Genomic DNA, 25,143 nt, shown 5'->3' on the forward strand with positions numbered 1-25,143 from the left:
CCCCATGGCGGCGGTGCACCTCCATGACGGCCGGGGAGGACGAGACGGCCGGGGAGGACGAAGGGTTGCGCTGCTCCGCCGGGGCCCGCCCTACTCGGCGAGGGTGGCGCCGAAGCGGGCGTCCGCCGACGGGGCGTTCAGCGAGCCGCCGCCGAAGGTCCACGAGCCCTTGGCGGTCAGGCCGCTCGCGGTGCCGTTGAACAGCCAGGCGACGCCGTCGTCGGTGTTCTCGCCGGGGGCGGCGGCGATCAGGCCCGCCTTCCCGTCGCGGTTGGCGTCGATGAGCCGGACCTGGCCGCCGAAGCGGTCGGACTTCTCGGCGGTGCCGGGGACGTCGGCGCTGTTCTGGTCGAACGACTGGGCGCCGGTGGCCGTCAGTCCCTGGGCCGAGCCGCGCAGCAGCCACACCGCTCCCGCGTCGGCGACGGAGCCGATGTCCTCGCCGTCGGCGCCGATCGCGACATCGGGGAACTGGTCGCCGTTGACGTCACCGATCGACAGATCGGAGCCCCACCGGTCGCCGGCCTCCGCGGTGCCGGGTACGCCGGGCGATTCCTGCGTCCACACCCTGGGGTCGTCCGGGCCGGTCTGCCCGACCGGGCCGTCGGCGCTGCCGCGCCACACCTTGATCTGGCCGCTGCTGCCCTTCTGCGCGGGGTAGGCGGTGACCAGGTCGTCGTACCCGTCGCCGTCGATGTCGCCGCTGGCGCCGACCGTGCCGCCCGCGAAGTCACGGCCGAGGGTGAGTTCTCCGGTGGCGGTGCCGAACCAGGACTGCGCCCATCCCACGGTGTCGGTGCCGTCGCTCGCGGTGCCGAGCACGATCAGGTCGTCGTGGTGGTCGCGGTTGTAGTCCCCGGCGGTCAGGCCGACGGCGTTCACCGTGGCATCGGCCGCCTTGCCGCCGCCGGGGCTGTGCGCGCCGACCCGCCGGCTGTGCGCGCGAACGGCCCTGGGCGCCGCCGAGGGGCCGGACGCCTCGAACCGGTAGTACACGAAGTCCTGGCCGGTCAGCGTCGCCAGCTCCGCCCTGCCCGCCTCGTCGAAGTCGCCCGTGGCCACGGCGCGGCCGTAAGCGTTTCCGGCCGCGGGGATGTCGTCCTCGAGCCACAGGCTGTCGCCGGTCAGACCCCGGGCCGAGCCCCACAGGACCGTGATGGCGCCCGCGTCGGTGACCGTGCCGATGTCCTCGCCGGGCATGCCCACGGCGAGGTCGGGGAAGCCGTCGCCGTCGAAGTCGCCGGACGCGGTGGCCCGGCCGAACCGGTCGCCGGTCTCGGCGCTGCCCGGTACCCCGGCGGTGTTCTGGCTGATCACCGTGCGTTTCGACGTGCTGATGCCACTGGCCCCGCCGTACAGGACGGCGATGTAGCCGGCCTTGGTGTGCCCGCCGATCGTGGCGTCCGGGGCGGAGACGACGAGGTCCGGGTAGCCGTCGCCGTTGAAGTCGTCGTGCGTGGCGGGCGGAGGCAGCGGACCCGCGGCGGCGGGTGATCCGGCGGCCGTGATCGCGGCGCCGCCGAGCAGAAGGAGTGAGGCCGCCACGGCGGCCGTGCGGTGCTTGCCCACGACAGGCTCCTTGAAGTGAAGGGCCGGGCGTTCGCGGGGGTCACAGCAGAGGGCCCGTTCCCCTGCTGTCTTCGGTTCAGACAGGGGAACGGGCCATGGGGTTGTACGGCGCGAGCAGGCCCCGTTCAGGAGGAGCTGGCCGCCTCGGCGGGCTCGTCCTCCTCGGTCACCGCGACGGGGGTCTTCACGGACTGCAGCAGGAGCTGCGCCACGTCGACCACCTGGAGGTTCTCCTTCACCTGGACGGCCCCTTCACCGTCGGCGGCGGCCTTCTTGCCGTTGACCGAGTCCGACAGCATGACGAGGCAGAACGGGCAGGCGGTGGAGACGATGTCGGGGTTGAGCGAGAGCGCCTCGTCCACACGCTCGTTGTTGATGCGCTTGCCGATGCGCTCCTCCATCCACATCCGCGCGCCGCCGGCGCCGCAGCAGAAGCCGCGCTCGGAGTGGCGGTGCATCTCCTCGTTGCGCAGGCCCGGCACCTTGGCGATGATCTCGCGCGGCGGTGTGTAGACCTTGTTGTGGCGGCCGAGGTAGCACGGGTCGTGGTAGGTGATCAGGCCCTCGACGGGCGTGACAGGCACCAGCTTGCCCTCGTCGATCAGGTGCTGGAGCAGCTGCGTGTGGTGGATGACCTCGAAGTGCCCGCCGAGCTGCGGGTACTCATTGGCGATCGTGTTGAAGCAGTGGGGGCAGGTCGCGACGATCTTCTTCTTCTCCTTGGGGACCGTGATCCCCTCCTCGGCGTCCTCGCCGAAGACCATGTTGAGCATCTCGACGTTCTGCTGGCCGAGCATCTGGAAGAGGAACTCGTTGCCGAGGCGGCGGGCCGAGTCACCGGTGCACGCCTCCTCGCCGCCGAGGATCGCGAACTTCACGCCCGCCGTGTGCAGGAGCTCGGCGAACGCCTTGGTGGTCTTCTTCGCCCGGTCCTCCAGGGCGCCCGCGCAGCCGACCCAGTACAGGTAGTCGATCTCGGTGGCGTCCTCGACGGTCTTGCCGACGATCGGGACCTCGAAGTCGACCTCCTTGGTCCACTCCAGGCGTGCCTTGGCGTTCATGCCCCACGGGTTGCCCTTGTTCTCCAGGTTCTTGAGCATCGTGCCCGCCTCGGAGGGGAACGACGACTCGATCATCACCTGGTAGCGGCGCATGTCGACGATGTGGTCGATGTGCTCGATGTCCACCGGGCACTGCTCGACGCAGGCGCCGCAGGTGGTGCACGACCACAGGACGTCCGGGTCGATGACGCCGCCCAGACCATGGGGAGCGTCCTCGGCGGTGCCGATCAGCGGGCGCTCGGCCTCGGCGAGCGCCGCGGCGGGAACGTCCTTGAGCTGCTCCTCGCCGGCCTTCTCCTCGCCTTCCGCGTCCTTGCCGCCGCCCGCCAGCAGATACGGCGCCTTGGCGTAGGCGTGGTCGCGCAGGCTCATGATCAGCAGCTTGGGGGACAGCGGCTTGCCGGTGTTCCAGGCAGGGCACTGCGACTGGCAGCGGCCGCACTCGGTGCAGGTGGAGAAGTCAAGCAGGCCCTTCCACGAGAAGTGCTCGACCTGGGAGACGCCGAACTGGTCGTCCTCGCCCGGGTCCTCGAAGTCGATCGGCTTGCCTGCGCTGGTCATCGGCTGGAGCGCGCCGAGGGAGACGGCGCCGTCGGCCTCGCGCTTGAACCAGATGTTGAAGAAGGCCAGGAAGCGGTGCCACGCGACGCCCATGTTGGCGTTGAGGCCGAGCGTGATCGCCCAGACCATCGTGACGCCGAGCTTGATCATCGCGAAGAGGTAGACCATGTCCTGCAGGCCGGTCTCGCTCAGCCCGTCGAACAGCTTGATCAGCGGGTACGAGGCGAAGTAGGCGGCCTCGTAGGTGTGGACACCGTCGAAGACGCCCTCGAGGGCCCGCAGCGCCAGGATGCACACGCCGATGGTGAGGATGACGTACTCGACGAAGTACGCCTGCCACATCTTCGAGCCCGTGAAGCGCGACTTGCGGCCGGCGCGCGAGGGCAGGTTCAGCAGGCGGATAGCGATCAGCGTGACGATGCCCAGCGTGGTGGCCAGCGCGATGAACTCGGTGTACACCTCGTACGGCAGCCAGTGGCCGACCACGGGCAGCACCCAGTCGGCCTTGAACAGCTGCCCGTAGGCGTTGACGATCGTCAGGCCGAGCGTGAGGAAGCCGACCGCGACGAACCAGTGGGCCACGCCGACGATGCCCCATCGGTTCATCCGTGTGTGGCCCAGGAACTCCTTCGCCAGCGTCACGGTGCGCTGCGCCGGCTCGTTGGTGCGGGTGCTGTCCGGCTGCCCCAGCCGGATGAAGCGGTAGATGTACCCGACCGTACGAGAGATGAGCGCAACGCCGACCGCGGTGAGTACCAGCGAGACGACGATGGCTGCGAGTTGCATGGACGGCTCCTCGGCCTGCGGTTTCCGGTGACGGTTCCAATGGCTACCTATGGGTAACTTCCTGGGTGTGCTGCTGAGATTACCCAGGAAACGGCGCACTCAGAAGCCGATCGGGCGGTGATCTGCGTCGCCACCCGCAGTCTCGCAGGTCAGGGGCGGGGTGTGGGCCTTGTGCGGGGCGCGGGGGTGCCCGTCCGCGAGGGCCGCCCACGAGGCCGCCCACGAGGTCGGCCCATGAGGTCGGCCCATGAGGTCCGACCGTGAGGTCCGTCCGAGCTCCGACCGGAGATCCGTGCGCGAGATCCGTTCGAGCGTCACTGGTCAGTGAATCGGTAAATATCAGACTACTTTGGACAGATCTTTTCGGGTGTGCACGGGCAGCACGTGTCCGGAGCGTGTCCGAAGGAGGTGGTATGGCCCGTCGCCGCGTCACCGTCGTCGAGCCGCACCTGCCGCACTACCGGGTGCCGTTCTTCGAGCGGCTGGCGACCGAGCTCGACACCCGGGGGATCGCGCTCACGGTCGCGCACGGGACGCCTCCCGCCTCTCCCGCTTCTCCCGGCTCTCCCGCCTCTCCCGGCCCTGGACTGCCGGACGCGGTCGCCCTGCCGCATCACGGCCGTGAGCTGCCGGGCGCGGTCGCGCTGCCGCAGCGCTCGCTGAGGCTGGGGGCCCGTGAGGTGCAGTGGCGCCGACTCGGAGAGCTGGGCCGGGCCTGCGACGCGCTGGTCTTCCACCACGGCCCGGGGCATCTCGACCCCTATCCCCGGCTGGCGCTCACCCGCCCCTTCCGCGGTCCCCCGGTCGCGCTGTGGGGGTGGGGGGACCGCGGCGGGCTCGGCGGCTCCGGCGCGCGGACCGTACGGGGCTTGCTCACCCGCCGCGCCGACTGGTTCTTTGCCTACACCGACGAGGGCGCTCGGAACGTCGCCGCCTCCGGCTTCCCCGCCCATCGCGTCACCGTCGTGCGCAACTCGACCGACACCGCCGCGCTCCTGGCCGCGCGTCGGCGGGTCACGGCCGAGCAGGTGGCGGCCTTCCGCGCCTGCCACGGCCTGCGGCCCGGCCGCACCGCCTGGTACGTCGGCGGGCTGGAGGCCCGCAAGCGCATCCCGTTCCTGCTGGCCGCCGCCGACCTCACGGCGCGCCGCCTGCCGGGCTTCCGGCTGCTGGTGGCGGGCGACGGCAGCGGGCGGCCGCTCGTGGAGTCGGCGGCGGGCGGCGCGGTCACCTATCTGGGCCCGCTCTCGTGCGAGGCGAAGGCGCTGGTGGGGGCGGCCTCCGATGTCCTGCTGATGCCGGGGGCGGTGGGGCTGGCGGCCGTGGACGCACTGGCACTGGGGACTCCGGTGGTCACGGTGCCGGGCTCGCACGGTCCCGAGTTCGGTTACCTCAGACACGGGCGCAGCGCGCTGGTGGTGCGCGGCGCCGGGCGGGAGTTCGCGGACGCCGTCGTGGACCTGCTCTCCAGCCCCGAGCGGCTGGAGCGGATGCGGCGGTGGTGCCGCCAGGACGCCTCCCAGTACTCGGTGGAGTGGATGAGCGCGCGCTTCGCGGACGGCGTCGAGCGGCTGCTGGAGGGCGGGTGACGGAGGGCGGGTGACGGAGGGCGGGTGACGGAGCGGCTGGAGCGCACATGACAAAGAGCTGACACGTTCGCTGAGAGAAGACTTGAGTCGGCTGGACTCAGGTCTGTTGACAGCGAACCGGCGGTCATGCACCCTTGAGTCTGTTCCACTCAAGGCATCTGGAGGATCAGCAATGGCTCGTGCGGTCGGCATCGACCTGGGTACGACGAACTCCGTCGTCAGTGTTCTCGAAGGCGGTGAGCCCGCCGTCATCACCAACGCCGAGGGTGCCAGGACCACGCCGTCCGTCGTCGCCTTCGCCAAGAACGGCGAGGTCCTCGTCGGCGAGGTCGCCAAGCGCCAGGCGGTCACCAACGTCGACCGGACCATCCGCTCGGTCAAGCGTCACATGGGCACCGACTGGAAGGTCGGGATCGACGGCAAGGACTTCACGCCGCAGCAGATCTCCGCGTTCATCCTGCAGAAGCTCAAGCGGGATGCCGAGTCGTATCTGGGCGAGAAGGTCACCGACGCGGTGATCACCGTTCCGGCGTACTTCAACGACTCCGAGCGCCAGGCCACCAAGGAGGCCGGTGAGATCGCCGGTCTGAACGTCCTGCGGATCGTGAACGAGCCGACCGCGGCGGCGCTCGCCTACGGCCTGGACAAGGACGACCAGACCATCCTCGTCTTCGACCTCGGCGGCGGCACGTTCGACGTGTCCCTGCTGGAGATCGGTGACGGCGTCGTGGAGGTCAAGGCCACCAACGGCGACAACCACCTCGGTGGTGACGACTGGGACCAGCGCGTCGTGGACTACCTGGTCAAGCAGTTCCACAACGGCCACGGCGTGGACCTGTCCAAGGACAAGATGGCCCTCCAGCGCCTCCGCGAGGCCGCGGAGAAGGCCAAGATCGAGCTGTCCTCGTCCACCGAGACCACGATCAACCTGCCCTACATCACGGCGTCCGCCGAGGGCCCGCTGCACCTGGACGAGAAGCTCAGCCGCGCCCAGTTCCAGCAGCTGACCGCGGACCTGCTCGAGCGCTGCAAGACCCCGTTCCACAACGTGATCAAGGACGCGGGCATCTCGCTGTCCGAGATCGACCACGTGGTCCTGGTCGGCGGCTCGACCCGTATGCCGGCCGTCGCCGAGCTCGTCAAGGAGCTGACCGGCGGCAAGGACGCCAACAAGGGCGTCAACCCGGACGAGGTCGTCGCCATCGGCGCCGCCCTTCAGGCCGGTGTCCTCAAGGGTGAGGTCAAGGACGTCCTGCTCCTCGACGTCACCCCGCTGTCCCTCGGCATCGAGACCAAGGGCGGCATCATGACCAAGCTCATCGAGCGCAACACCACGATCCCGACCAAGCGCTCCGAGATCTTCACGACGGCCGAGGACAACCAGCCGTCGGTGCAGATCCAGGTCTACCAGGGCGAGCGCGAGATCGCGGCGTACAACAAGAAGCTCGGCATGTTCGAGCTGACCGGCCTTCCCCCGGCCCCCCGCGGCGTCCCGCAGATCGAGGTCACCTTCGACATCGACGCCAACGGCATCATGCACGTCGGCGCCAAGGACCTCGGCACCGGCAAGGAGCAGCGGATGACCGTCACCGGCGGCTCGGCGCTGCCGAAGGACGACATCGAGCGCATGATGCGCGAGGCCGAGCAGTACGCGGAGGAGGACCACAAGCGCCGCGAGGCCGCGGAGACCCGCAACCAGGCCGAGCAGCTCGTGTACACCACCGAGAAGTTCCTCAAGGACAACGCGGACAAGGTGCCCGGTGAGATCAAGACCGAGGTCGAGGCCGCTGTCGAGGACCTCAAGGAGAAGCTGAAGGGCGAGGACGCCGCGGCGATCCGCGAGGCGACCGAGAAGGTGGCGGCCACCAGCCAGAAGCTGGGCCAGGCGATGTACGCCAACGCCCAGGAGGCCGCGGCCGGCGCCGAGGCCCCGGGTGGCGGTGCCACCGGCACGGAGGCCAAGCCCGAGGAGGACGTCGTCGACGCCGAGATCGTGGACGACGAGAAGCGTGAAGGTGGTGCCGCGTGACGGAGGAGACTCAGGGCCAGGGCTTCGGCCAGGAGCCTGACGTCCCCTCCGACGCGACCGCCGACGAGGCAGCGCGGGTTCCCGGTTCCGCCGATCAGGCGGAACCGGGGGCCGGCGGGGCGCAGGCTCGCGAAGCCGCGGAAGCGCAGCTCGCGGACGCCCGCCGCCAACTGGCGGAGCGCACGGGCGATCTGCAGCGCCTTCAGGCCGAGTACGCGAACTACCGCAAGCGGGTGGAGCGGGACCGGATCGCGGTGAAGGAAGCCGCCATCGCCAACGCGCTCACCGAACTCCTCCCGGTCATCGACGACATCGGCCGGGCCCGGGAGCACGGAGAGCTCGTCGGGGGCTTCAAGTCCGTCGCCGAGTCACTGGAGACGGTGGCGGCGAAGATGGGACTGCAGCAGTTCGGCAAGGAGGGCGAGGCCTTCGACCCGCTGGTGCACGAGGCGCTGATGCACAGCTACTCGCCCGACGTCACGGAGACGACGTGCGTGCAGATCCTGCAGCCTGGGTACCGCATCGGTGACCGGACGATCCGTCCGGCGCGGGTCGCGGTCGCCGAGCCGCAGCCCGGTGTGCAGCACTCCTCCTCGGACGAGGCGGAGGGTTCCGAAGAGGAGAACGGTGGCCCGGAGCAGGGCTGACGGCCTGAACTGGCGGAAGGAGGGACGCCGATGAGCACGAGAGACTTCGTCGAGAAGGACTACTACAAGATCCTCGGCGTCCCGAAGGATGCCACCGAGGCCGAGATCAAGAAGGCGTACCGCAAGCTCGCCCGCGAGTTCCACCCGGACGCCAACAAGGGGGACGTCGCGGCCGAGGAGCGCTTCAAGGAGGTCTCCGAGGCCAACGACGTACTCAGCGACCCCAAGCGGCGCAAGGAGTACGACGAGGCTCGCACCCTGTTCGGGAACGGCGGCTACCGCGCGGGCGGTGCCGCCGGGCCCGGCGGGTTCTCCTTCGACCTCGGCGACCTGTTCGGCGGGGCGCCCGGCGGCCCGCAGGGCGGTGCCGGGGGCGGCTTCGGCGGCGGACTCGGGGATGTCTTCGGCGGTCTGTTCAACCGCGGCGGTACGGCGGGCCCCCGTACGCAGGCGCCCCGCCGGGGCGCCGACATCGAGTCCGATGTCACGCTCAGCTTCATGGAGGCCGTGGAGGGCGCGACTGTGCCCCTGCGGATGAGCAGCAAGGCCCCCTGCAAGGCGTGCGCCGGGACGGGCGACAAGAACGGCACCCCGAGGGTCTGCCCGACCTGCGTGGGCACCGGCCAGGTCTCCCGTTCCCAGGGGGGCAGCTTCGCGCTGTCCGACCCCTGCCGCGACTGCAAGGGCCGCGGCCTGATCGCGCAGGACCCCTGCGACGTCTGCCGCGGCAGCGGCCGGGCGACGAGCTCGCGCACCATGCAGGTGCGCATCCCCGCCGGCGTCAACGACGGCCAGCGGATCCGCCTGCGCGGCAAGGGCGCCCCCGGTGAGACCGGGGGACCCGCGGGCGACCTCTACGTGGTCGTGCATGTCTCGACCCACGCCGTCTTCGGCCGCAAGGGCGACAACCTCACGGTGACCGTACCGGTGACATTCCCCGAAGCGGCGCTCGGCGGCGAGGTCCGGGTCCCGACCCTCGGCGGCCCCCCGGTCACGCTTAAGCTGCCCCCGGGCACACCGAACGGCCGTACGATGCGCGCCCGGGGCAAGGGAGCCGTCCGCAAGGACGGCACCCGCGGAGACCTGCTGGTGACCATCGAGGTCGCCGTGCCCAAGGAAGTCGACGGCAAGGCACTGGACGCGCTGGAGTCGTATCGCGAGGCGACGGCGGACGAGGATCCGCGGGCCGAGCTGTTCAAGGCCGCGAAGGGAGCATGAGCATGGAAGGACGGCTGCCCGGCGGGGGACTGCCCGGTACTCCAGGACCCGGTAACCCCGGACTGCCGGGACGTGGCGCACGCCCGCGAAGCGCCAACCCCTACCAGCTGACCGAGGAGAGCCCGGTCTATGTGATCTCGGTCGCGGCCCAGCTCTCCGGCCTCCATCCGCAGACGCTGCGCCAGTACGACCGCCTGGGTCTGGTCTCCCCCGACCGCACCCCGGGCCGGGGACGGCGCTACTCCGCCCGTGACATCGAGCAGTTGCGCGAGGTGCAGCGGCTGTCGCAGGACGAGGGCATCAACCTCGCCGGGATCAAGCGCATCATCGAACTGGAGAACACGGTCGACGCGCTCCAGTCGCGCCTTGTGGAGATGCAGGCGGCCCTCGAGGACGCGGCCGCGACCCTGGCCCAGCGCGAGGCGGCCGTCCACGCCTCGTACCGGCGCGACCTGGTCCCGTACCAGGAGGTGCAGCAGTCGAGCGCGCTGGTGGTGTGGCGCCCGAAGAAACGGTCTTCCGACTGACGGGTCCACTCCCCGTGCGGGTCCAGCGGTTGAGCCCCGGAGCGCGATGCGCTCCGGGGCTCGGTGCTCTGCGCGGGCGTTCGCGGTGTCCTTCGCAGCGTCCTTCTCGGTGTCCTTCGCGGTATCCCCGGGGTCCCCTTCGGCCTGGCGGCCGAGTGAGGAGATCTTGTCGGGAAGATGTAACGACCAGGTCTCGGCATCCTGCGGAGGCGGGAGTTCCCGCTTTACTGAGGCGCCACAGACACCGGGGCACTCGGGCTGGGACTATTCGGAGGCACGTCGCATGGGCAGGCATGGCAGACCCGACCGGGTGAGCCGGGCGCGTTCCACCGCGTTCAGGGCCGCGGCCACGGTGGGGGCGGCCGGAGCCGTGGGTGCCTTCGCTCTCGCCTACCACGCGGCGGGCAGCGGTGAGGTCCACGCGCAGGCGCAGTCCCACTCCCGGTACCTCCCGGCGAACGACACCTCCGCGTCGTCCGACCAGGCCGACGAGTCCGGCCGCGCGGGGATGGGCCCCACCTCCTCCGCCCCGCCGAAGGCCGTGCGTGGCGTCGGCAGCCCCGAGGACCGGGCATCTCGTTCGGACAGCCGCCCCGCCCAGGTGCCGCACGAGGCGTCCTCCAGCCCGGCGGGCACCTTCACCCCCACCGCACCGGCCGGGAAGACGCACGGCAACGGGCACGGCAACGGCCCCTCCAAGCCGTCGGACCAGCCGACGCCCGGTTCGACCGGTCCGGCCCAGCCGACCGCCGCCCCCTCGCATCCCCAGCAGGGCGATTCGCAGCACCACGACCCGGTCACCGACACCGTCGGCGGTGTGCTCGACGGTGTCGGCGGGGCCCTCGGCGGGCTGCTCGGCTGACTGACGGGCCGTCGGGCGGTCGAGCCGTATCGAACCGTCGAGCCGTATCGGGCGGTCGAGCCGTATCGGGCGGTCGGCTTGGCCGGTCCGACGGCCGACCGGCCGTCAGTTCCTCAGGGGCGGCCCAGGGCCCGTTCCACGGTGATCTCGATGACCACGCGCTCCGGGTTGGGGCGCGGCTCGCGGTAGCGCTCGGCGTAGCGGCGCTCCGCGTCGGCGACCGACTCGGGATCCGTGCGGACGACGGCCGTGCCCTCCAGCGTGGACCAGCGGGCCCGGTCCACCTGGCACACGGCGACCACGGCCTTGCCCGCCGCGGCGACATTGCGGGCCTTGGCGGAGGTGCGGCTGGTGATGACCCGGGCGATGCCGGTCGCCGGGTCGAACGTGGCGCCCACGGGGACGACGTGCGGGGTGCCGTCCGGGCGCAGCGTGGTGAGGGTGCACAGGTGCCGCTCGCGCCAGAAGGAGAGGAAGGCGTCGCCGGGAGCCCGCAGATCAATGGCCATGCGGGCACCGTACACAGGCGGTGTCCGATTCCTTCAAGACGGCCGGACGCCCCCCGCCTACGGTGCCGGTATGACTCCTCGTTTCTCCGTCGTCGGGCTGGTCGTGGAGGACATGGCCGCCGCTCTCGCGTTCTACCGCCGCCTCGGGCTGGACATCCCCGAGGACGCCGACACCCAGCCGCATGTCGAGGCCCCGCTGCCGGGCGGGCTGAAGCTGGTCTGGGACACCGTGGACACCATCCGCTCCTTCGATCCCGAGTGGACGGCACCGAAGGGAGACCACCGGGTCGCCCTGGCGTTCGCCTGCGACAGTCCCGCGGATGTGGACACGGTCTACGCCGAGCTGGTGCGGGCCGGGTACCAGGGGCACAAGGAGCCCTGGGACGCGTTCTGGGGGATGCGCTACGCGGTCGTCCAGGACCCGGACGGCAATGCCGTGGACCTCTTCGCGCAGCTCAGCGGATCAGCAGGGCAGTGATCGGCAGTCCCGCGAGGTCCTTGACGTCACGGGCCAGGTGCGCCTGGTCCGCGTAGCCGGTCTGCGCGGCCACGGTCGCCAAGGGCGTTCCGGCGCGGGCGGACTCCAGCGCGCGCTGCATCCGCAGGACCCTCAGAAGGGTCTTCGGGCCGTAGCCGAACGCGTCCAGGCACCGCCGATGGAGCTGCCGTTCGCTCAGGCCGACGGCACGGGCGACCCCGGCGACGGGCTCGCCGCGCTCCAGCGCGTCGACGACGAGGGGCGGCAGAGGCACAGGTGTGCGGTGCGCGGCCGAGGCCCGGGCGGCCACGGCTTCCAGGGCACGGCCGCGGTCCGAGGCCGCCGCGACCTGCTCGGTCAGTTCCCTGACCTCGCGGTCCGGCCGGAGCGCCGAGAGCGGAACCCGCTGGTCGCGCAGCTCATGGGCGGGAACGCCGAGGACGAGCGGCCCGGTGCCGGGTCCGAACCGGACCCCGGTGTAGGCGGTTCCCGGGCCCTCCACGACGACGTGGGCGTGGGTGTCGGGGCCCGCCACGAGCAGGCCGTCGCTCCAGATGAGGTCCATGCACCCGTCGGGCAGCACACGGGCCTGCTGGACGGAGGGCGTCGGCGTCCGCGACCACACCACCGCCCGCGCGAGACGCGACGGGCGTTCCTCGTACATGTCTCCAGGATCCCCCCTCGGACTGACGACCGTCCGCCCGAGGGCTGGGCGGCGGTGTCAGTCCGAGCGGTGGGCGGCGGTCCGGTAGTGGGCGGGGTACTCCGTCAGCAGGGCGTCGGTGGGCTCCGCGCCCAACTGGCGAGCCGCCGGCTCGTCGCCGTTCGCGTGGCGTGGCGTGGCTGGGCTGGCTGGGCCTGAGCCTGAGCCGTCCGCTGCGCGCGGTCTGGCGGGCGGGGCAGCGGCCCGTCGGCCCGCCCATGACCTGCTCTCGCTGACGAAACAGGGTTGAGTGTTATAGACTCAAGTTTGCTGACAGAGTGCGTCGAGTTGCTCGGCGGTGGCTGAGTGCCCGGTGAAGGCAGTGGCCCGGAGAGGACCGGGAAAAGACCGGGAAAGGACCCGGAAAAGACCGGGAAAAGACGTGGCATGGCTTGGTGGAACAGGAGGTTCAGTAACCCGTGGACGCAGAGCTGACCAACAAGAGCCGGGAGGCTCTGAACATCGCGACGTCGCGCGCGGTCTCCGCGGGGCACCCGGACCTCGCCCCCGTGCACGTCCTGCTCGCCCTGCTCGAACAGGGTGACAACGAGAACGTGCTCGACCTGCTCGCCGACGCGGGCGCCGACCCCGCCGACGTGCGCTCCGGCGCCGAGCGTGTCCTGGCCGGGCTGCCGAGCGCCCAGGGCTCGACCGTCGGCCCCCCGCAGGCCTCCCGCGAGCTGCTCGCGGTGATCGCCGAGGCCGGGAAGCGGGCCAAGGACCTGGGCGACCAGTACCTGTCCACCGAGCACCTGCTGATCGCGCTCGCCGCCAAGGGCGGCCGGACCGCCGATCTGCTCGAGGAGCACGGTGCCACGGCCAAGAAGCTCGGGGCCGCGTTCGAGGAGCGCAGGGGTGGCAGCAGGATCAGCAGCGCCGACCCCGAGACGACCTACAAGGCGCTCGAGAAGTACGGCACCGACTTCACCGCCGCGGCCCGCAAGGGCAAGCTCGACCCGGTCATCGGCCGCGACCACGAGATCCGCCGCGTCGTGCAGGTGCTCTCGCGCCGCACCAAGAACAACCCCGTCCTCATCGGCGAGCCCGGCGTCGGCAAGACCGCCGTCGTCGAAGGGCTCGCCCAGCGGATCGTCAAGGGCGACGTCCCCGAGTCGCTGCGCAACAAGCGCCTGGTCGCCCTCGATCTCGGCGCGATGGTCGCGGGAGCGAAGTACCGGGGCGAGTTCGAGGAGCGGCTGAAGGCGGTCCTCAACGAGATCAAGGCCAGCGACGGCCGCATCATCACCTTCATCGACGAGCTCCACACCGTGGTCGGCGCGGGCGCCGGCGGCGACTCCGCCATGGACGCGGGCAATATGCTCAAACCCATGCTCGCCCGCGGTGAGCTGCGGATGGTCGGCGCGACCACCCTCGACGAGTACCGCGAGCACATCGAGAAGGACCCCGCCCTCGAGCGGCGCTTCCAGCAGGTGCTCGTGGCCGAGCCCAGCGTCGAGGACACCGTCGCCATCCTGCGCGGGCTCAAGGGGCGCTACGAGGCGCACCACAAGGTGCAGATCGCGGACGCCGCGCTGGTCGCCGCGTCCACCCTGTCCAACCGCTACATCACCTCCCGTTTCCTGCCCGACAAGGCCATCGACCTGATCGACGAGGCCGCCTCCCGGCTGCGGATGGAGATCGACTCCTCCCCGGTCGAGATCGACGAGCTGCAGCGCTCCGTCGACCGGCTGCGGATGGAGGAGATGGCGCTCACCAATGAGTCGGACGCCGCCTCCCTGGAGCGGCTGGAGCGGCTGCGCAAGGACCTCGCCGACAAGGAGGAGGAGCTGCGCGGCCTGACCGCCCGCTGGGAGCAGGAGAAGGCCGGGCTCAACCGGGTCGGCGCGGTCAAGGAGCGCCTGGACGAGCTGAGGGTTCAGCTGGAGCTGGCGGAGGACTCCGGGAATCTGGAGGAGGCCTCCCGTCTGCGCTACGCCGAGATCCCGGCCGCCGAGCGCGAGCTCGAAGAGGCCTCCAAGGTCGAGGAGAAGCGCTCGACGATGGTGAAGGAGGAGGTCGGCCCCGACGACATCGCCGACGTGGTCGCCTCCTGGACCGGCATTCCCGCGGGGCGGCTGCTGGAGGGCGAGAGCGCCAAGCTGCTGCGCATGGAGGAGGAGATCGGCAAGCGCCTGATCGGGCAGACGGAGGCGGTGCGCGCGGTCTCCGACGCCGTGCGCCGCTCCCGCGCCGGTGTCGCCGACCCCGACCGGCCCACCGGCTCGTTCCTCTTCCTCGGCCCGACCGGCGTCGGCAAGACCGAACTGGCCAAGGCCCTCGCCGACTTCCTCTTCGACGACGAGCGGGCGATGGTCCGCATCGACATGAGCGAGTACGGCGAGAAGCACAGCGTGGCTCGGCTCGTCGGCGCTCCCCCCGGCTACGTCGGGTACGAGGAGGGCGGCCAGCTCACCGAGTCCGTGCGGCGCAGGCCGTACAGCGTGGTGCTGCTGGACGAGGTGGAGAAGGCCCACCCCGAGGTGTTCGACATCCTTCTCCAGGTGCTGGACGACGGACGGTTGACGGACGGCCAGGGACGCACGGTCGACTTCCGCAACACGATCCTCATCCTCACCTCGAACCTCGGCTCCCAGTACCTGGTGGATCTGACGCTGAGCGACGAGGAGAAGCGCGAGGAGGTGCTGGAGGCCGTCCGCACGTCGTTCAAGCCGGAGTTCCTCAACCGGCTCGATGACATCGTGGTCTTCTCGGCCCTCGGCAAGGACCAGCTGGCGCACATCGCACAGCTTCAGATCGCCCGCCTCGCCGAGCGGCTGAGGGAGCGGCGCCTGACCCTCGACATCACCCCCGGCGCCCTGGAGTGGCTTGCCGACGAGGGCAACGACCCGGCGTACGGCGCCCGCCCGCTGCGCCGCCTGGTGCAGAGCGCGATCGGCGACGAACTGGCCAAGGAGATCCTGTCCGGCCGGGTGCGCGACGGTGACAGCGTGGTGGTCGAGCGCTCCTCCGAGGGACTGGCCATCCGTACCGGCGGGGCCGCCCCGGACCTCACGAAGGCGGAGACGGCCTGATGAGGGACGGGGAGGCGGCACCCGCCGGAGCATGCCGGAGCCGATCGTCGGCGAGGAGTCCACAATGGGAATGAGGCAATAACGAAGCCACGTCCGGGATGGCTTGCATCCTGGGGGTCGTCATGGGGGAGGATGGCCGGGATCAATACGAAGGGAACTCCGCGGTGAGCATTGACCCGTCCTCGATTCCGAACTTCGGCGGCCAGCCGAACCCGCAGCAGGGCTCCGGCGGCTCGCCGGTTGTCCAGCCCGATCAGGACCTGGTCAAGCAGCTGCTCGACCAGATGGAACTCAAGTACGTCGTCGATGACGACGGCGACCTGGCAGCCCCGTGGGAGGGCTTCCGCGTCTACTTCATGTTCCGGGGTGACAACAACGAACTGTTCGCGGTACGCACCTTCTACGACCGTGCCTACACCCTGGACACCAAGGTGAGCATCCTCGAGGTCATCGACGAGTGGAACCGGGACACCCTGTGGCCGAAGGTGTACACGCACACGCACGATGACGGTGTGGTGCGCCTGATCGGTGAGTCGCAGATGATCCTGACCGGCGGTGTGAACCTGGAGCACTTCGTCTCCAGCACCGCCAGCTGGGTGCAGGCGGCCATCGGCTTCGACACCTGGCTGACCGAGCGTCTGGGCCTGGAGGACGAGAAGAAGCCCGAGGACGGCGCCGACGGCGGCCCCGAGGGCGACGGCGAGGTGCCGGGCGGCGACGCCTGACCCGCGAACGCCTTTGACGCACGGCCCCGGGGGAGTCCTGACCCGGGCCGTGCGCCGTTGCCGCTCTGGGTTTTTGCTCCATGTGTTCCTGATGTTCTCGGCGTTCCCGATGTTCTTGGCCCTGGGTCTGTGACCTGGGTCTGTGACCTGGGTTCCTACAGGGCCCAGCGCGAGACGGTCAGCAGGTATGTGCCGTAGAAGGCCGACAGCAGGGTGAGGCCGCCCAGAACGACGGCGAGCGTGCGCGGTCTGGCACGGGCCAGGGAGACCGCCACCGGGACCAGGAGCGCGAACGCGGGCAGCAGGAAACGCGGTTTGCACTGGAAGTAGTTGGTGCCGCCCACGGTGATCACCAGCAGGACCGCGCTGTAGACGACGAGCGCCACGGGCTGCCGGTCGGCGAGGGAGTGCACGAGCAGGAGCACCGCCACCAGGACGAGCGCCAGCGACATATAGCTCACCAGCCAGGACCGGCTGGTGACCAGGAACCGTACGAAGTGGGCGGTGTTCACCCCGAAGTCGAACTCCGAGCCCCATCTGCTCTGCACCCGGAAGTAGCCGTCGAGGCGCCCGTTGCGCCACCCCACCAAGAGCACATACCCCAGCCAGCCGCAGGGCGCCAGCGCGGCCCCGGCCCACGGCCGCCACCCGCAGGCGCCCCGGCTCCGGTGCAGCGCCACCAGTGCCGCCGACCCCACGGCCGCGGCGACCGCGACCCCGTTCGGCCTGGTCAGGCCGGCCGCGATGGCCAGCGCCCCGGCCCACAGCCAGCGCCCGGTCAGTGCCGCGTACAGCGACCAGGCGGCGAACGCGGTCAGGAGCGACTCGGTGTACGCCATGGACTCGACGACGGCGTGCGGCAGGATCCCCCACAGCACGGCGAGCAGCGTCCCCACGCGCGGCCCGTGCAGCCGCTCGCCGACCATGTAGATGCCCCAGGCGGCAACCGCCGCCGCACTCCACGACACCAGCAGGGCCGCGTTGAGCGTGCCGACGGGCAGGAGGGTGCCGACGGACCGGATCAGCCCCGGGTAGAGAGGGAAGAACGCCTGGTCGTCGTAGATCACACCGTGCCGGAACGGGGAGGGGATGACCGTTCCATAGCCGTAGTCGGCGATGCGCGAGTACCACTGCCCGTCCCAGCTTCGGCCGAGGCGGGCCCGGGGACGCAGCCCGATGTGCCACGACCACAGGGCCACGCACGCCGTGCACAGCAGCCGGACGGCGGCATAGGCGGCGATGGCGGGAGCGGCCCTGCGCAACGCGGAGCGGAGGGGCAACGCGACTGCCGCACCGTCGGCCGAGGCGGGCCGATCGGTCGTCGGGTCGGCCGTGTACACAGTTCCGCTCCTCGAGGAGTCCGCAGGACGACTGTGTACCTATTGCCCGCAATCCCCATCCCCCGGAGCCCCCGTCAAACCTTCCACCCACTCGGCCGACCCCGAACGGCCCAGCCCGACGACGTCGGGATGAGGCGGAGCGGTCTAGAGCCGCTTCAGACGGGAGACCGCTTCGTCGAGGACGTCCGTCTTCTTGCAGAAGGCGAAGCGGACGAACGGGGAGCCGGCTTCCGCGTGGTCGTAGAAGACGACGTTCGGGACGGCCACCACGCCGCAGCGCTCCGGGAGGGAGCGGCAGAATTCGAGGCCGTCCTTGTGGCCCAGGGGGCGGATGTCCGTGGTGATGAAGTACGTGCCCTGCGGGCGGAAGACCTCGAAACCCGCCGCCGTCAGTCCGGAGGCCAGGAGGTCGCGTTTGGCGCGGAGGTCGTCGCGCAGGGACGTGTAGTACTCGTCCGGCAGGGCCAGGGCCTCGGCCACCGCGTACTGGAAGGGGCCGCTGCTCACGTAGGTCAGGAACTGCTTGGCCGAGCGGACCGCGGTGACCATGTCCGGGGTGCCGGTCACCCAGCCGACCTTCCAGCCGGTGAAGGAGAAGGTCTTGCCCGCCGACCCGATCGTCAGGGTGCGCTCGCCCATGCCCGGCAGGGAGGCGATGGGGAGGTGGCCGCCCTCGAACACCAGGTGCTCGTACACCTCGTCGGTCACGACGAGGAGGTCGCGCTCCACGGCCAGCTCCGCGATCGCGGTCAGTTCAGCCGGGGTCAGCACGGTGCCGGTGGGGTTGTGGGGGGTGTTGAGCAGGATGAGGCGGGTGCGGTCGGTGACGGCTGCCCTCAGCTCGTCCAGGTCCAGGCCGAAGACATCGCCGTCGGGCCGCAGCGTGACCGGGACCCTGGTGCCGCCCGCCATGGCGATGCAGGCCGCGTACGAGTCGTAGTAGGGCTCGAGGGCGATCACCTCGTCGCCCGCCTCGACCAGCGCGAGCAGGGCGGCGGCGATGGCCTCCGTGGCGCCGGCCGTCACCAGGACCTCGGTGTCGGGATCGACGCCGAGCCCGTACCAGCGCTTGTGGTGCTCGGCGACGGCTGTGCGCAGCTCGGGGACGCCGGGGCCGGGCGGGTACTGGTTGCCGCGGCCCTCGCGCAGGGCGCGGACGGCGGCCTCGCGCACCGCCTCGGGGCCGTCGGTGTCGGGGAAGCCCTGGCCGAGGTTGATCGAACCGGTCCTCACCGCCAGCGCGGACATCTCCGCGAAGATCGTGGTGCCGAATCCGGCAAGTCGGCGGTTGAGCAGCGGCCGGTCCATACCGTGTCTCCCTCGGTTCATCGTCGGGTGTCCTGCCGGGTCGGGCTGGGCGAACGTGTCAGGGCGAATATGTCGGGTTGAACGCCTTGGGTCGATCGTCTTGGGTCGAACGTGTTGGGTCGAACGTGTTGGTTCGAGCGCCATCCTGCGCCCAACCTCTGGAGTTGCTCAACTGTGCTTTGGCGCGGTTGGGCGCGGGGCATCACCGTCGCACGCATCGGTAGCACGGTCCCGCTTCGGGGGAATGCACGGATAGAAAGCAGGTGGGGGGATGGGCTTTCTCATCGGGGCCGTGGCCCTGGTCTTCTTGGTGATGCTGTTCGTCGCCGTCCGTTCGAGCAACGGGAACGGGGCCGCGAAGCGGCGTCGGCGCTCCGGGTACGGCTCGGCCGGCGGTTCGGGCAGCAGCTGGTGGGCGGACGGGGGCGGCAGCTCCGGAAGCCACCACGGCGGTGGCCACCACTCGTGCGGTGGGGGGCACTCCTCCTGTGGCGGTGGGTCCTCCTGCGGAGGCGGTTCCTCGTGCGGAGGCGGTTCCTCCTGCGGTGGCGGTGGCTGACGCACTCGCACATGTGTCACTCGCACACGCGGTGCCACTCGCACATGTGGTCCCAACTGCCCTTCGGCATATGACCGAACGGCACACAAAATGGAACACGCGCCCGGTGGAATGCCTCCACCGGGCGCATGTGTGCGGGGGTTGTAGTCAGTAGGTATGGAAACCAGGCGAACTTGGGTAAAAACCCTATGCCGTTGGCTTGCCTCATGATTCCGTGTCCACTGGGCCCCTCGCGGGCACGCGATTACTGAACGCTCTCGCAGGTCCCCCCAACCCCTGAGGGGCGGGCCGGCCCACCATCCACTTTGTGCTGCACCTCACTTCGTGCTTGCGGAGCCGACCCATGCTCACGACATTGCAAACCTCGTACACGGACACCCGGGCCGGGGACCTGGCCTGGTGCCTCGGCAAGGCGCCACTTCCCGCGCTCGCCGTCGCCGATCTCGGCATGGAGGGCGGCGAGGTCCAGATGAGGCTGCTCGGCGCCTCCCACCAGGTGATCCTTGAAACGGACGAAGGGGTCTGCTCGGAGACCGTGGCCTGCCTGCCCGGGCGCACGACTCCGCTGCCCGTCGGCGTGGCCGAACGCCTCGGCGGCTGGGAGTACGAGTTCGCCGCCCGCGTCGAGTCGCTGCCGTCGTCGGCGTTCGGCAGCCGGGCACAGGAACTCCTCGACCTGGTGGCGGAACACCCGAACGGTCTCGCAGGCACCTTCCCCGGCGACCCGAACGCGTTTACGGCGATGCTCGTCCAGGTCGGCGAAGGGGCCGTCAACTGGCGTACGTGGCACGCCTATCCGCAGGAAGGGCGACTGGTGGTCACAAGGTCGCGGGTGCAGTTGGCCGCCGAAACCCGTCAACTGCGCTCATGTGGGTGATTCATGCGTAGTCGAAGTGTGACGTAGCGTGCACGCATGAGCGTGCGCGAGGGGCGGCAGCGCCAAGTGCGGCAGGGCGATGCCCCCGCCCTGCCCGTCCCCATGGGGCTCGGGCGTGGACTGGTGCTCGCCGCCGTCTTCGTGTGCGCCGCGTGCGGGCTCGTCTACGAGCTCGAACTCGTCGCCCTCGCCAGCTATCTCGTCGGCGACTCGGTCACCCAGGCGTCCGTGGTGCTGTCCGTCATGGTCTTCGCCATGGGCGTCGGGTCGCTGCTGGCGAAACGTTGGTGCGGGCGGGCCGCCGCGGGCTTCGGCGCCGTCGAGGTCCTGCTCGCGCTCGTCGGCGGGCTGTCGGCGCTGGCGCTGTACGCGAGCTTCGCCTGGCTGGGGGAGTCCCGCTCGGTGCTGGTCGGCTTCTCGCTCGGCATCGGCGTCCTGATCGGCGCGGAGATCCCCCTGTTGATGATGCTCATTCAGCGGATCCGACGGCAGGACCCCGGCGGGGCGGTCGCCGACCTCTTCGCCGCGGACTACGTGGGCGCGCTCGTCGGCGGACTGGCCTTCCCCTTCCTCCTCCTTCCGCTGCTCGGCCAGCTCGACGCCGCCCTCCTGACCGGGGCGGTCAACGCGGTCGCCGGGGGCGCGGTCGTGCTGTGGCTCTTCCGCGGCGATCTGAGCGCCCGCTGCCGGATGGCGCTCTGCACGGCGAACGCGTGCGTGCTCGCCCTCCTCCTGCTGGCGGCCGTGCTCACCGGGCCGTTCGAGGTGGCGGCGCAGCGCGCCATCTACGGCTCGGCGGTGCGCCACACCGAGCGCACGGCGGTGCAGGAGGTGGTCCTCACCGGCAACGGCCCCAAGTCGCTGCGGATCTTCCTCGACGGGCGCCTGCGGGTGAGCGGTGCGAACGAGTACCGCTACCACGAGGCGCTGGCGCACCCGGCGATGGCCGGACGACACAGGCGGGTGCTCGTGCTCGGGGGCGGTGACGGGCTCGCGCTGAGGGAGGTGCTGCGCTACCGCTCGGTCCGGGCGGTGACGCTCGTGGACTACGACCCCGGCCTCGTACGGCTGGCCCGCACCGACCCGCATCTGGTGGCGCTCAACCATGGCTCGCAGCGGGATCCGCGGGTGCGCGTGGTGGTCGGCGACGCCTTCCAGTGGCTGCGGACGCGAGCGGGGGTGGGGCGGTACGACGTGGTGCTGTGCGATCTGCCCGACCCGGGCATCTCCAGGAGCGCGAAGCTGTACTCGAGGGAGTTCTACGGCCTGGCGGCGATGGCGCTGGCCCCGGACGGACGGCTGGCCGTGCACGCGGGGGACCCGGAGAGCCGGCCGGAGGCGTTCTGGGCGGTGGACGCCTCCGTGCGGGCGGCGGGGTTGCGGGCGGTGGAGTACCGGGTGAGGGGGAACTGGGGGTTCGTCCTGGCGTCGAGGCGGGAGCCGCGGCTGCGTTTGGACGCGCGGGCGCCCAAGCTGCGCTCGCTGACGGCGGCCTCCCTGCGCAGGGCCGGGGCTCTGCGGGCGGACCGGCAGCGGCACCGCGAACCGCCGTCCACCTTGATGCACCCCCGGTACTTGAGCGCATCGCTGCCATAGACAACGGCCCGGTGGGTAGGCTCCGAGACCATGGAGCATCAGGTGAACGTCCCGTTTCCGGTTGTCGAGGTGCGCAGAGCGCTCGTCGATCCCGCCCGGCTGCGCCGCTGCGTTCCCGGGCTCCAGGTCGAGGCGGGCGAGGGCGGCGGTGACAGCGGTGACGAGGTATCAGGCCGCCTCAAGCTGCGCATCGGCAACACCACCATCACCTATCGCGGTGCGCTGCGGGTGACGGACCAGGGCGACGACCTGCGGGTGGAGGCCGAGGGCAGCGAGACCAGGGGCGACGGCGGGGCGAAGGCGACGCTGGTCGTGACGCTGGAGTCGGCGCCGGATGGTGGAACGAATCTGCTGGTGACGGGCTCGGTCCAGGCGGACGGCCGCTTGGCGGAGGCCACGCCGACGGCGACCGAGTCGTCGGCCCGCCGCCTCCTGGACCGCTTCGCGGAGGAACTGGCGGAGGAATTGGGACGGGGCGGCATCGCGCGAGTGACCGGCGACGCGAAGACCGGTGACGCTGAGGCTTCGGATGCGAAGACCGGTGATGCGAAGGGTTCGGATGCCAAGCCCGCCGGGGCTAACGCCTCGGATGCGAAGCCGGGCGACGCGAAGACCGGTGATGCGAACGCCCGTGATGCGAAGGCTGCGGATGCGAAGCTCGGTGACGCCAAGACTTCGGAGCCGAAAGCCACGGGCGCCAAGGCCGGAGACGCGGAGGCTTCGGACGCGAAGACCGGTGATGCGAAGGCTTCGGATGCCAAGCCCGCCGGGGCTAACGCCTCGGACACGAAGCCGGGCGACGCGAAGACCGGTGATGCGAACGCCCGTGATGCGAAGGCTGCGGATGCGAAGCTCGGTGACGCCAAGACTTCGGAGCCGAAAGCCACGGGCGCCAAGGCCGGAGATGCGAAGGGTTCGGACGCCAAGCCCGCCGGGGCTAACGCCTCGGATGCGAAGGGCGGTGACGCTGAGGCTTCGGATGCCGAGCCCGCCGACGCCAAGCCCGCTGACGCGGCCGCCTCGGATGCCAAGGCTGCTGACAAGAAGGCCAACGGCACCGCCGGTGCCAAGGCCACCGACGCCGACATCGCCGATGCCGACGCCGCAGGCGCAGATGCCGACGCCGCAGGCGCAGATGCCGACGACATCGACGCCGACGCCGACCGGCCCGCCGCCAGTGGGCGGCGGACCATGATCGGGCGGTCCGCCGAAGAGGTGGATCACGCCCCGCCACGCGGCCGCTACGCGCCGGTGCCCGCCCCCGAGACCGTCGGCGCGGGGGCCGCCCTGCGCTGGGCGGCTCCCGCCGCGGCCGCCCTCGTTGCCTCCGCCGTCGTCGTCAGCCGAGTCCTTCGGCGCCGCAAGTGAGGATCCGATCGAGGACCCGATCGAGGACCCGATCGAGGACTCGATCGAGGAAGGGCCGCCCGTGCTGACCGAGCCCGTGACCCTCGCCGTCGGCGGGGCCGAGCTGACCGTGCTGCCGGAGGACGGCTGCCGGATCGGCTCGCTGCGCGTGGACGGCACCGAGCTGCTGCGCACCAGCTCCGAGCGCCCGCACGGCTACGGCAGCTTCCCCATGGTGCCGTGGGCCGGGCGCACCGCCCAAGGCCGGTTCCGCAACGGCGGCATCGTCCAGCAGCTCCCCGTGAACTCACCCCCGCACGCCATCCACGGCACCGGCGCCCACACCGCCTGGCAGCGGGCGAACGCCGCGGACACCGACACCTCGGTCACCTACACCTACGACCTCGGCGACCCCTGGCCGTACGAGGGACTGGTCACCCAGGTCTTCGAGCTGGCCCCGGACTCGCTCACTGTCACCCTCGCCGTGGAGACGACCTCCGAGTCGTTCCCCGCGCAGGCGGGCTGGCACCCGTGGTTTCTGCGGCGGCTGAGCGAGGACGGCGAGGAGGCGGTGCTGGCCTTTGACCCCGCCTGGCAGGAGGAACGCGGCGAGGACCGGCTACCGACCGGCCGCCGCGTCGACCCGCGCCCCGGCCCCTGGGACGACTGTTTCGGCATGCCCGACGGGGTGGACGCCACCCTCACTTGGCCGGGTGAGATGGAGCTACGGATCACCAGCCCCGTCGAGTGGGTGGTCATCTACGACCAGCAGGCCGATGCCCTGTGCGTGGAGCCCCAGACCGGTCCTCCGAACGGCCTGAACACCGCTCCGCGCCTGGTCACCCTCATCGACCCGCTGGAAGCCTCGACCACGTGGAGCTGGCGTAGGCTCCAGGTTCCATGAGCAATGACCGTGACGCCCTGCTGGCGCAGATCAAGGACAAGGCCGTCGTGCACGGCAAGGTCACCCTTTCCTCCGGCATCGAGGCCGACTATTACGTGGACCTGCGCCGGATCACCCTGGACGGCGAGGCCGCCCCGCTCGTCGGCGACGTCATGCTGGACCTCACCGCGGACTTGGACTACGAGGCTGTCGGCGGCCTGACCCTCGGCGCCGACCCGGTCGCCACGGCGATGCTGCACGCCGCCGCCCGCCGGGGCCGCCCGCTGGACGCGTTCGTGGTCCGGAAGGCGGACAAGGCCCATGGCCTCCAGCGCCGGATCGAGGGCCCCGACGTCACCGGCCGCCGGGTCCTGGCGGTCGAGGACACCTCCACGACCGGCGGCTCCGTGCTCACCGCCGTCGAGGCGCTGCGCGCCGCGGGCGCCGAGGTCGTCGGCGTTGCCGTGATCGTCGAGCGCGGCGCCGCTCCGGCGATCGAGAAGGCCGGGCTGCCCTACTACCAGGCCTACTCCCTCGAGGACCTCGACCTCGGCTGAGGCGCCCCGTCGCCCCAGCGCCGCCCCAGCGTCCCGACGGCCGCCCCGACGGCCCCAGCGTCCCGACGGCCGCCCCGACGCCCCGACGGCCCTCTGGCGCGGCCCGGACACGGCCGCCGGGCCTGCCGGGACACGGCCCCCGACACGCCTCGGGCCCGCCTCGGGCACCGCCCCCAACCCCCTCTCCGACCTCAACTTCCGCGCCTGTCACGGCATCCGGCGGCCGTCCCCGTGTTTCACGTGAAACACGAGGACGGCCTCCTTTCCGCAGCTCGGCCCCCGGTTAAACACCGGCGGTGAATCTGGGAAGATGTGGACAGTGCGCTCGGTCCGCGGACAGTGAGGTTCGGCCGGTGCCGCGGCGCCACAGCCGCATCCCG

At 71.0% G+C, this 25,143-nt stretch carries 20 protein-coding genes; 14 read left to right on the plus strand and 6 right to left on the minus strand.

Annotated elements, in window-relative coordinates; genetic code table 11:
* Nucleotides 1-90: 90 nt before the first annotated feature.
* Nucleotides 91-1,569, minus strand: a complete 1,479-nt coding sequence (locus tag IEY86_RS08750) for an FG-GAP and VCBS repeat-containing protein (protein ID WP_189130969.1) — start codon at nt 1,567-1,569, stop codon at nt 91-93.
* A 125-nt stretch (nt 1,570-1,694) separates the two neighbouring features.
* Nucleotides 1,695-3,977 (minus strand): (Fe-S)-binding protein, encoded by a 2,283-nt coding sequence (locus IEY86_RS08755; RefSeq protein WP_189130970.1) that lies wholly within the window; start codon nt 3,975-3,977, stop codon nt 1,695-1,697.
* 413 nt (nt 3,978-4,390) lie between these two features.
* Between IEY86_RS08755 and IEY86_RS08760 the strand changes: the two genes are divergently transcribed.
* From IEY86_RS08760 to IEY86_RS08785, 6 genes are all read left to right on the plus strand, one after another.
* Nucleotides 4,391-5,566 (plus strand): glycosyltransferase family 4 protein, encoded by a 1,176-nt coding sequence (locus IEY86_RS08760; protein WP_189130971.1) that lies wholly within the window; start codon nt 4,391-4,393, stop codon nt 5,564-5,566.
* A 172-nt stretch (nt 5,567-5,738) separates the two neighbouring features.
* Nucleotides 5,739-7,595: a molecular chaperone DnaK gene (gene dnaK / locus IEY86_RS08765; RefSeq protein ID WP_189130972.1), complete on the plus strand. Its 1,857-nt coding sequence runs from the start codon at nt 5,739-5,741 to the stop codon at nt 7,593-7,595.
* Nucleotides 7,592-8,242 (plus strand): nucleotide exchange factor GrpE, encoded by a 651-nt coding sequence (gene grpE / locus IEY86_RS08770; protein WP_189130973.1) that lies wholly within the window; start codon nt 7,592-7,594, stop codon nt 8,240-8,242. The genes dnaK and grpE overlap by 4 nt, the downstream gene beginning before the upstream one ends.
* 30 nt (nt 8,243-8,272) lie before the next feature.
* Nucleotides 8,273-9,460, plus strand: a complete 1,188-nt coding sequence (dnaJ, locus tag IEY86_RS08775) for a molecular chaperone DnaJ (protein ID WP_189130974.1) — start codon at nt 8,273-8,275, stop codon at nt 9,458-9,460.
* A 2-nt stretch (nt 9,461-9,462) separates the two neighbouring features.
* Entirely contained in the window at nt 9,463-9,987 is a 525-nt protein-coding gene (locus IEY86_RS08780; RefSeq protein ID WP_189131100.1) for a heat shock protein transcriptional repressor HspR, read from the plus strand.
* Nucleotides 9,988-10,297: 310 nt separating this feature from the next.
* Nucleotides 10,298-10,849, plus strand: a complete 552-nt coding sequence (locus tag IEY86_RS08785) for a hypothetical protein (RefSeq protein ID WP_189130975.1) — start codon at nt 10,298-10,300, stop codon at nt 10,847-10,849.
* Between the two features lie 113 nt (nt 10,850-10,962).
* Here the strand turns inward: IEY86_RS08785 and IEY86_RS08790 are convergent, their stop codons facing one another.
* Nucleotides 10,963-11,358, minus strand: a complete 396-nt coding sequence (locus IEY86_RS08790) for a pyridoxamine 5'-phosphate oxidase family protein (RefSeq protein ID WP_189130976.1) — start codon at nt 11,356-11,358, stop codon at nt 10,963-10,965.
* 70 nt (nt 11,359-11,428) lie between these two features.
* Between IEY86_RS08790 and IEY86_RS08795 the strand changes: the two genes are divergently transcribed.
* A complete protein-coding gene (locus IEY86_RS08795) occupies nt 11,429-11,836 on the plus strand; it encodes a VOC family protein (RefSeq protein ID WP_189130977.1) in 408 nt (135 codons plus the stop codon).
* Here the strand turns inward: IEY86_RS08795 and IEY86_RS08800 are convergent.
* On the minus strand, nt 11,814-12,500 hold the full coding sequence (locus tag IEY86_RS08800) for a helix-turn-helix transcriptional regulator (protein ID WP_189130978.1): 687 nt from the start codon (nt 12,498-12,500) through the stop codon (nt 11,814-11,816). The genes IEY86_RS08795 and IEY86_RS08800 overlap by 23 nt on opposite strands.
* A gap of 458 nt (nt 12,501-12,958) precedes the next feature.
* On the opposite strand from IEY86_RS08800, the gene clpB reads away from it, so the two are divergent.
* Nucleotides 12,959-15,571 (plus strand): ATP-dependent chaperone ClpB, encoded by a 2,613-nt coding sequence (gene clpB, locus IEY86_RS08805; RefSeq protein ID WP_189130979.1) that lies wholly within the window; start codon nt 12,959-12,961, stop codon nt 15,569-15,571.
* A gap of 164 nt (nt 15,572-15,735) precedes the next feature.
* Nucleotides 15,736-16,296: a type III secretion system chaperone family protein gene (locus IEY86_RS08810; RefSeq protein WP_189130980.1), complete on the plus strand. Its 561-nt coding sequence runs from the start codon at nt 15,736-15,738 to the stop codon at nt 16,294-16,296.
* 155 nt (nt 16,297-16,451) lie between these two features.
* Here the strand turns inward: IEY86_RS08810 and IEY86_RS08815 are convergent, their stop codons facing one another.
* A complete protein-coding gene (locus tag IEY86_RS08815; protein WP_189130981.1) occupies nt 16,452-17,636 on the minus strand; it encodes a putative hexosyltransferase in 1,185 nt (394 codons plus the stop codon).
* 144 nt (nt 17,637-17,780) lie between these two features.
* Nucleotides 17,781-18,944, minus strand: coding sequence for a pyridoxal phosphate-dependent aminotransferase (locus IEY86_RS08820; protein ID WP_189130982.1), 1,164 nt, complete (start codon nt 18,942-18,944; stop codon nt 17,781-17,783).
* A gap of 902 nt (nt 18,945-19,846) precedes the next feature.
* Between IEY86_RS08820 and IEY86_RS08825 the strand changes: the two genes are divergently transcribed.
* The 5 genes from IEY86_RS08825 to pyrE all read left to right on the plus strand — a co-directional run bounded on the left by IEY86_RS08825 (nt 19,847) and on the right by pyrE (nt 24,763).
* The gene (locus tag IEY86_RS08825; protein WP_189130983.1) at nt 19,847-20,380 is read left to right on the plus strand and encodes a DUF2617 family protein; all 534 of its coding nucleotides are present in this window, start codon (nt 19,847-19,849) and stop codon (nt 20,378-20,380) included.
* Nucleotides 20,381-20,416: 36 nt separating this feature from the next.
* Nucleotides 20,417-21,976, plus strand: a complete 1,560-nt coding sequence (locus IEY86_RS08830; protein ID WP_189130984.1) for a polyamine aminopropyltransferase — start codon at nt 20,417-20,419, stop codon at nt 21,974-21,976.
* 42 nt (nt 21,977-22,018) lie between these two features.
* The gene (locus tag IEY86_RS08835) at nt 22,019-23,344 is read left to right on the plus strand and encodes an SRPBCC domain-containing protein (protein WP_189130985.1); all 1,326 of its coding nucleotides are present in this window, start codon (nt 22,019-22,021) and stop codon (nt 23,342-23,344) included.
* A 64-nt stretch (nt 23,345-23,408) separates the two neighbouring features.
* Nucleotides 23,409-24,227: an aldose epimerase family protein gene (locus tag IEY86_RS08840; RefSeq protein WP_373286982.1), complete on the plus strand. Its 819-nt coding sequence runs from the start codon at nt 23,409-23,411 to the stop codon at nt 24,225-24,227.
* A complete protein-coding gene (pyrE, locus tag IEY86_RS08845) occupies nt 24,224-24,763 on the plus strand; it encodes an orotate phosphoribosyltransferase (protein WP_189130987.1) in 540 nt (179 codons plus the stop codon). Before IEY86_RS08840 ends, pyrE begins: the two co-directional genes overlap by 4 nt.
* Nucleotides 24,764-25,143 lie beyond the last annotated feature (380 nt).

This window comes from Wenjunlia tyrosinilytica, assembly GCF_014646055.1.
GTDB lineage: Bacteria > Actinomycetota > Actinomycetes > Streptomycetales > Streptomycetaceae > Wenjunlia > Wenjunlia tyrosinilytica.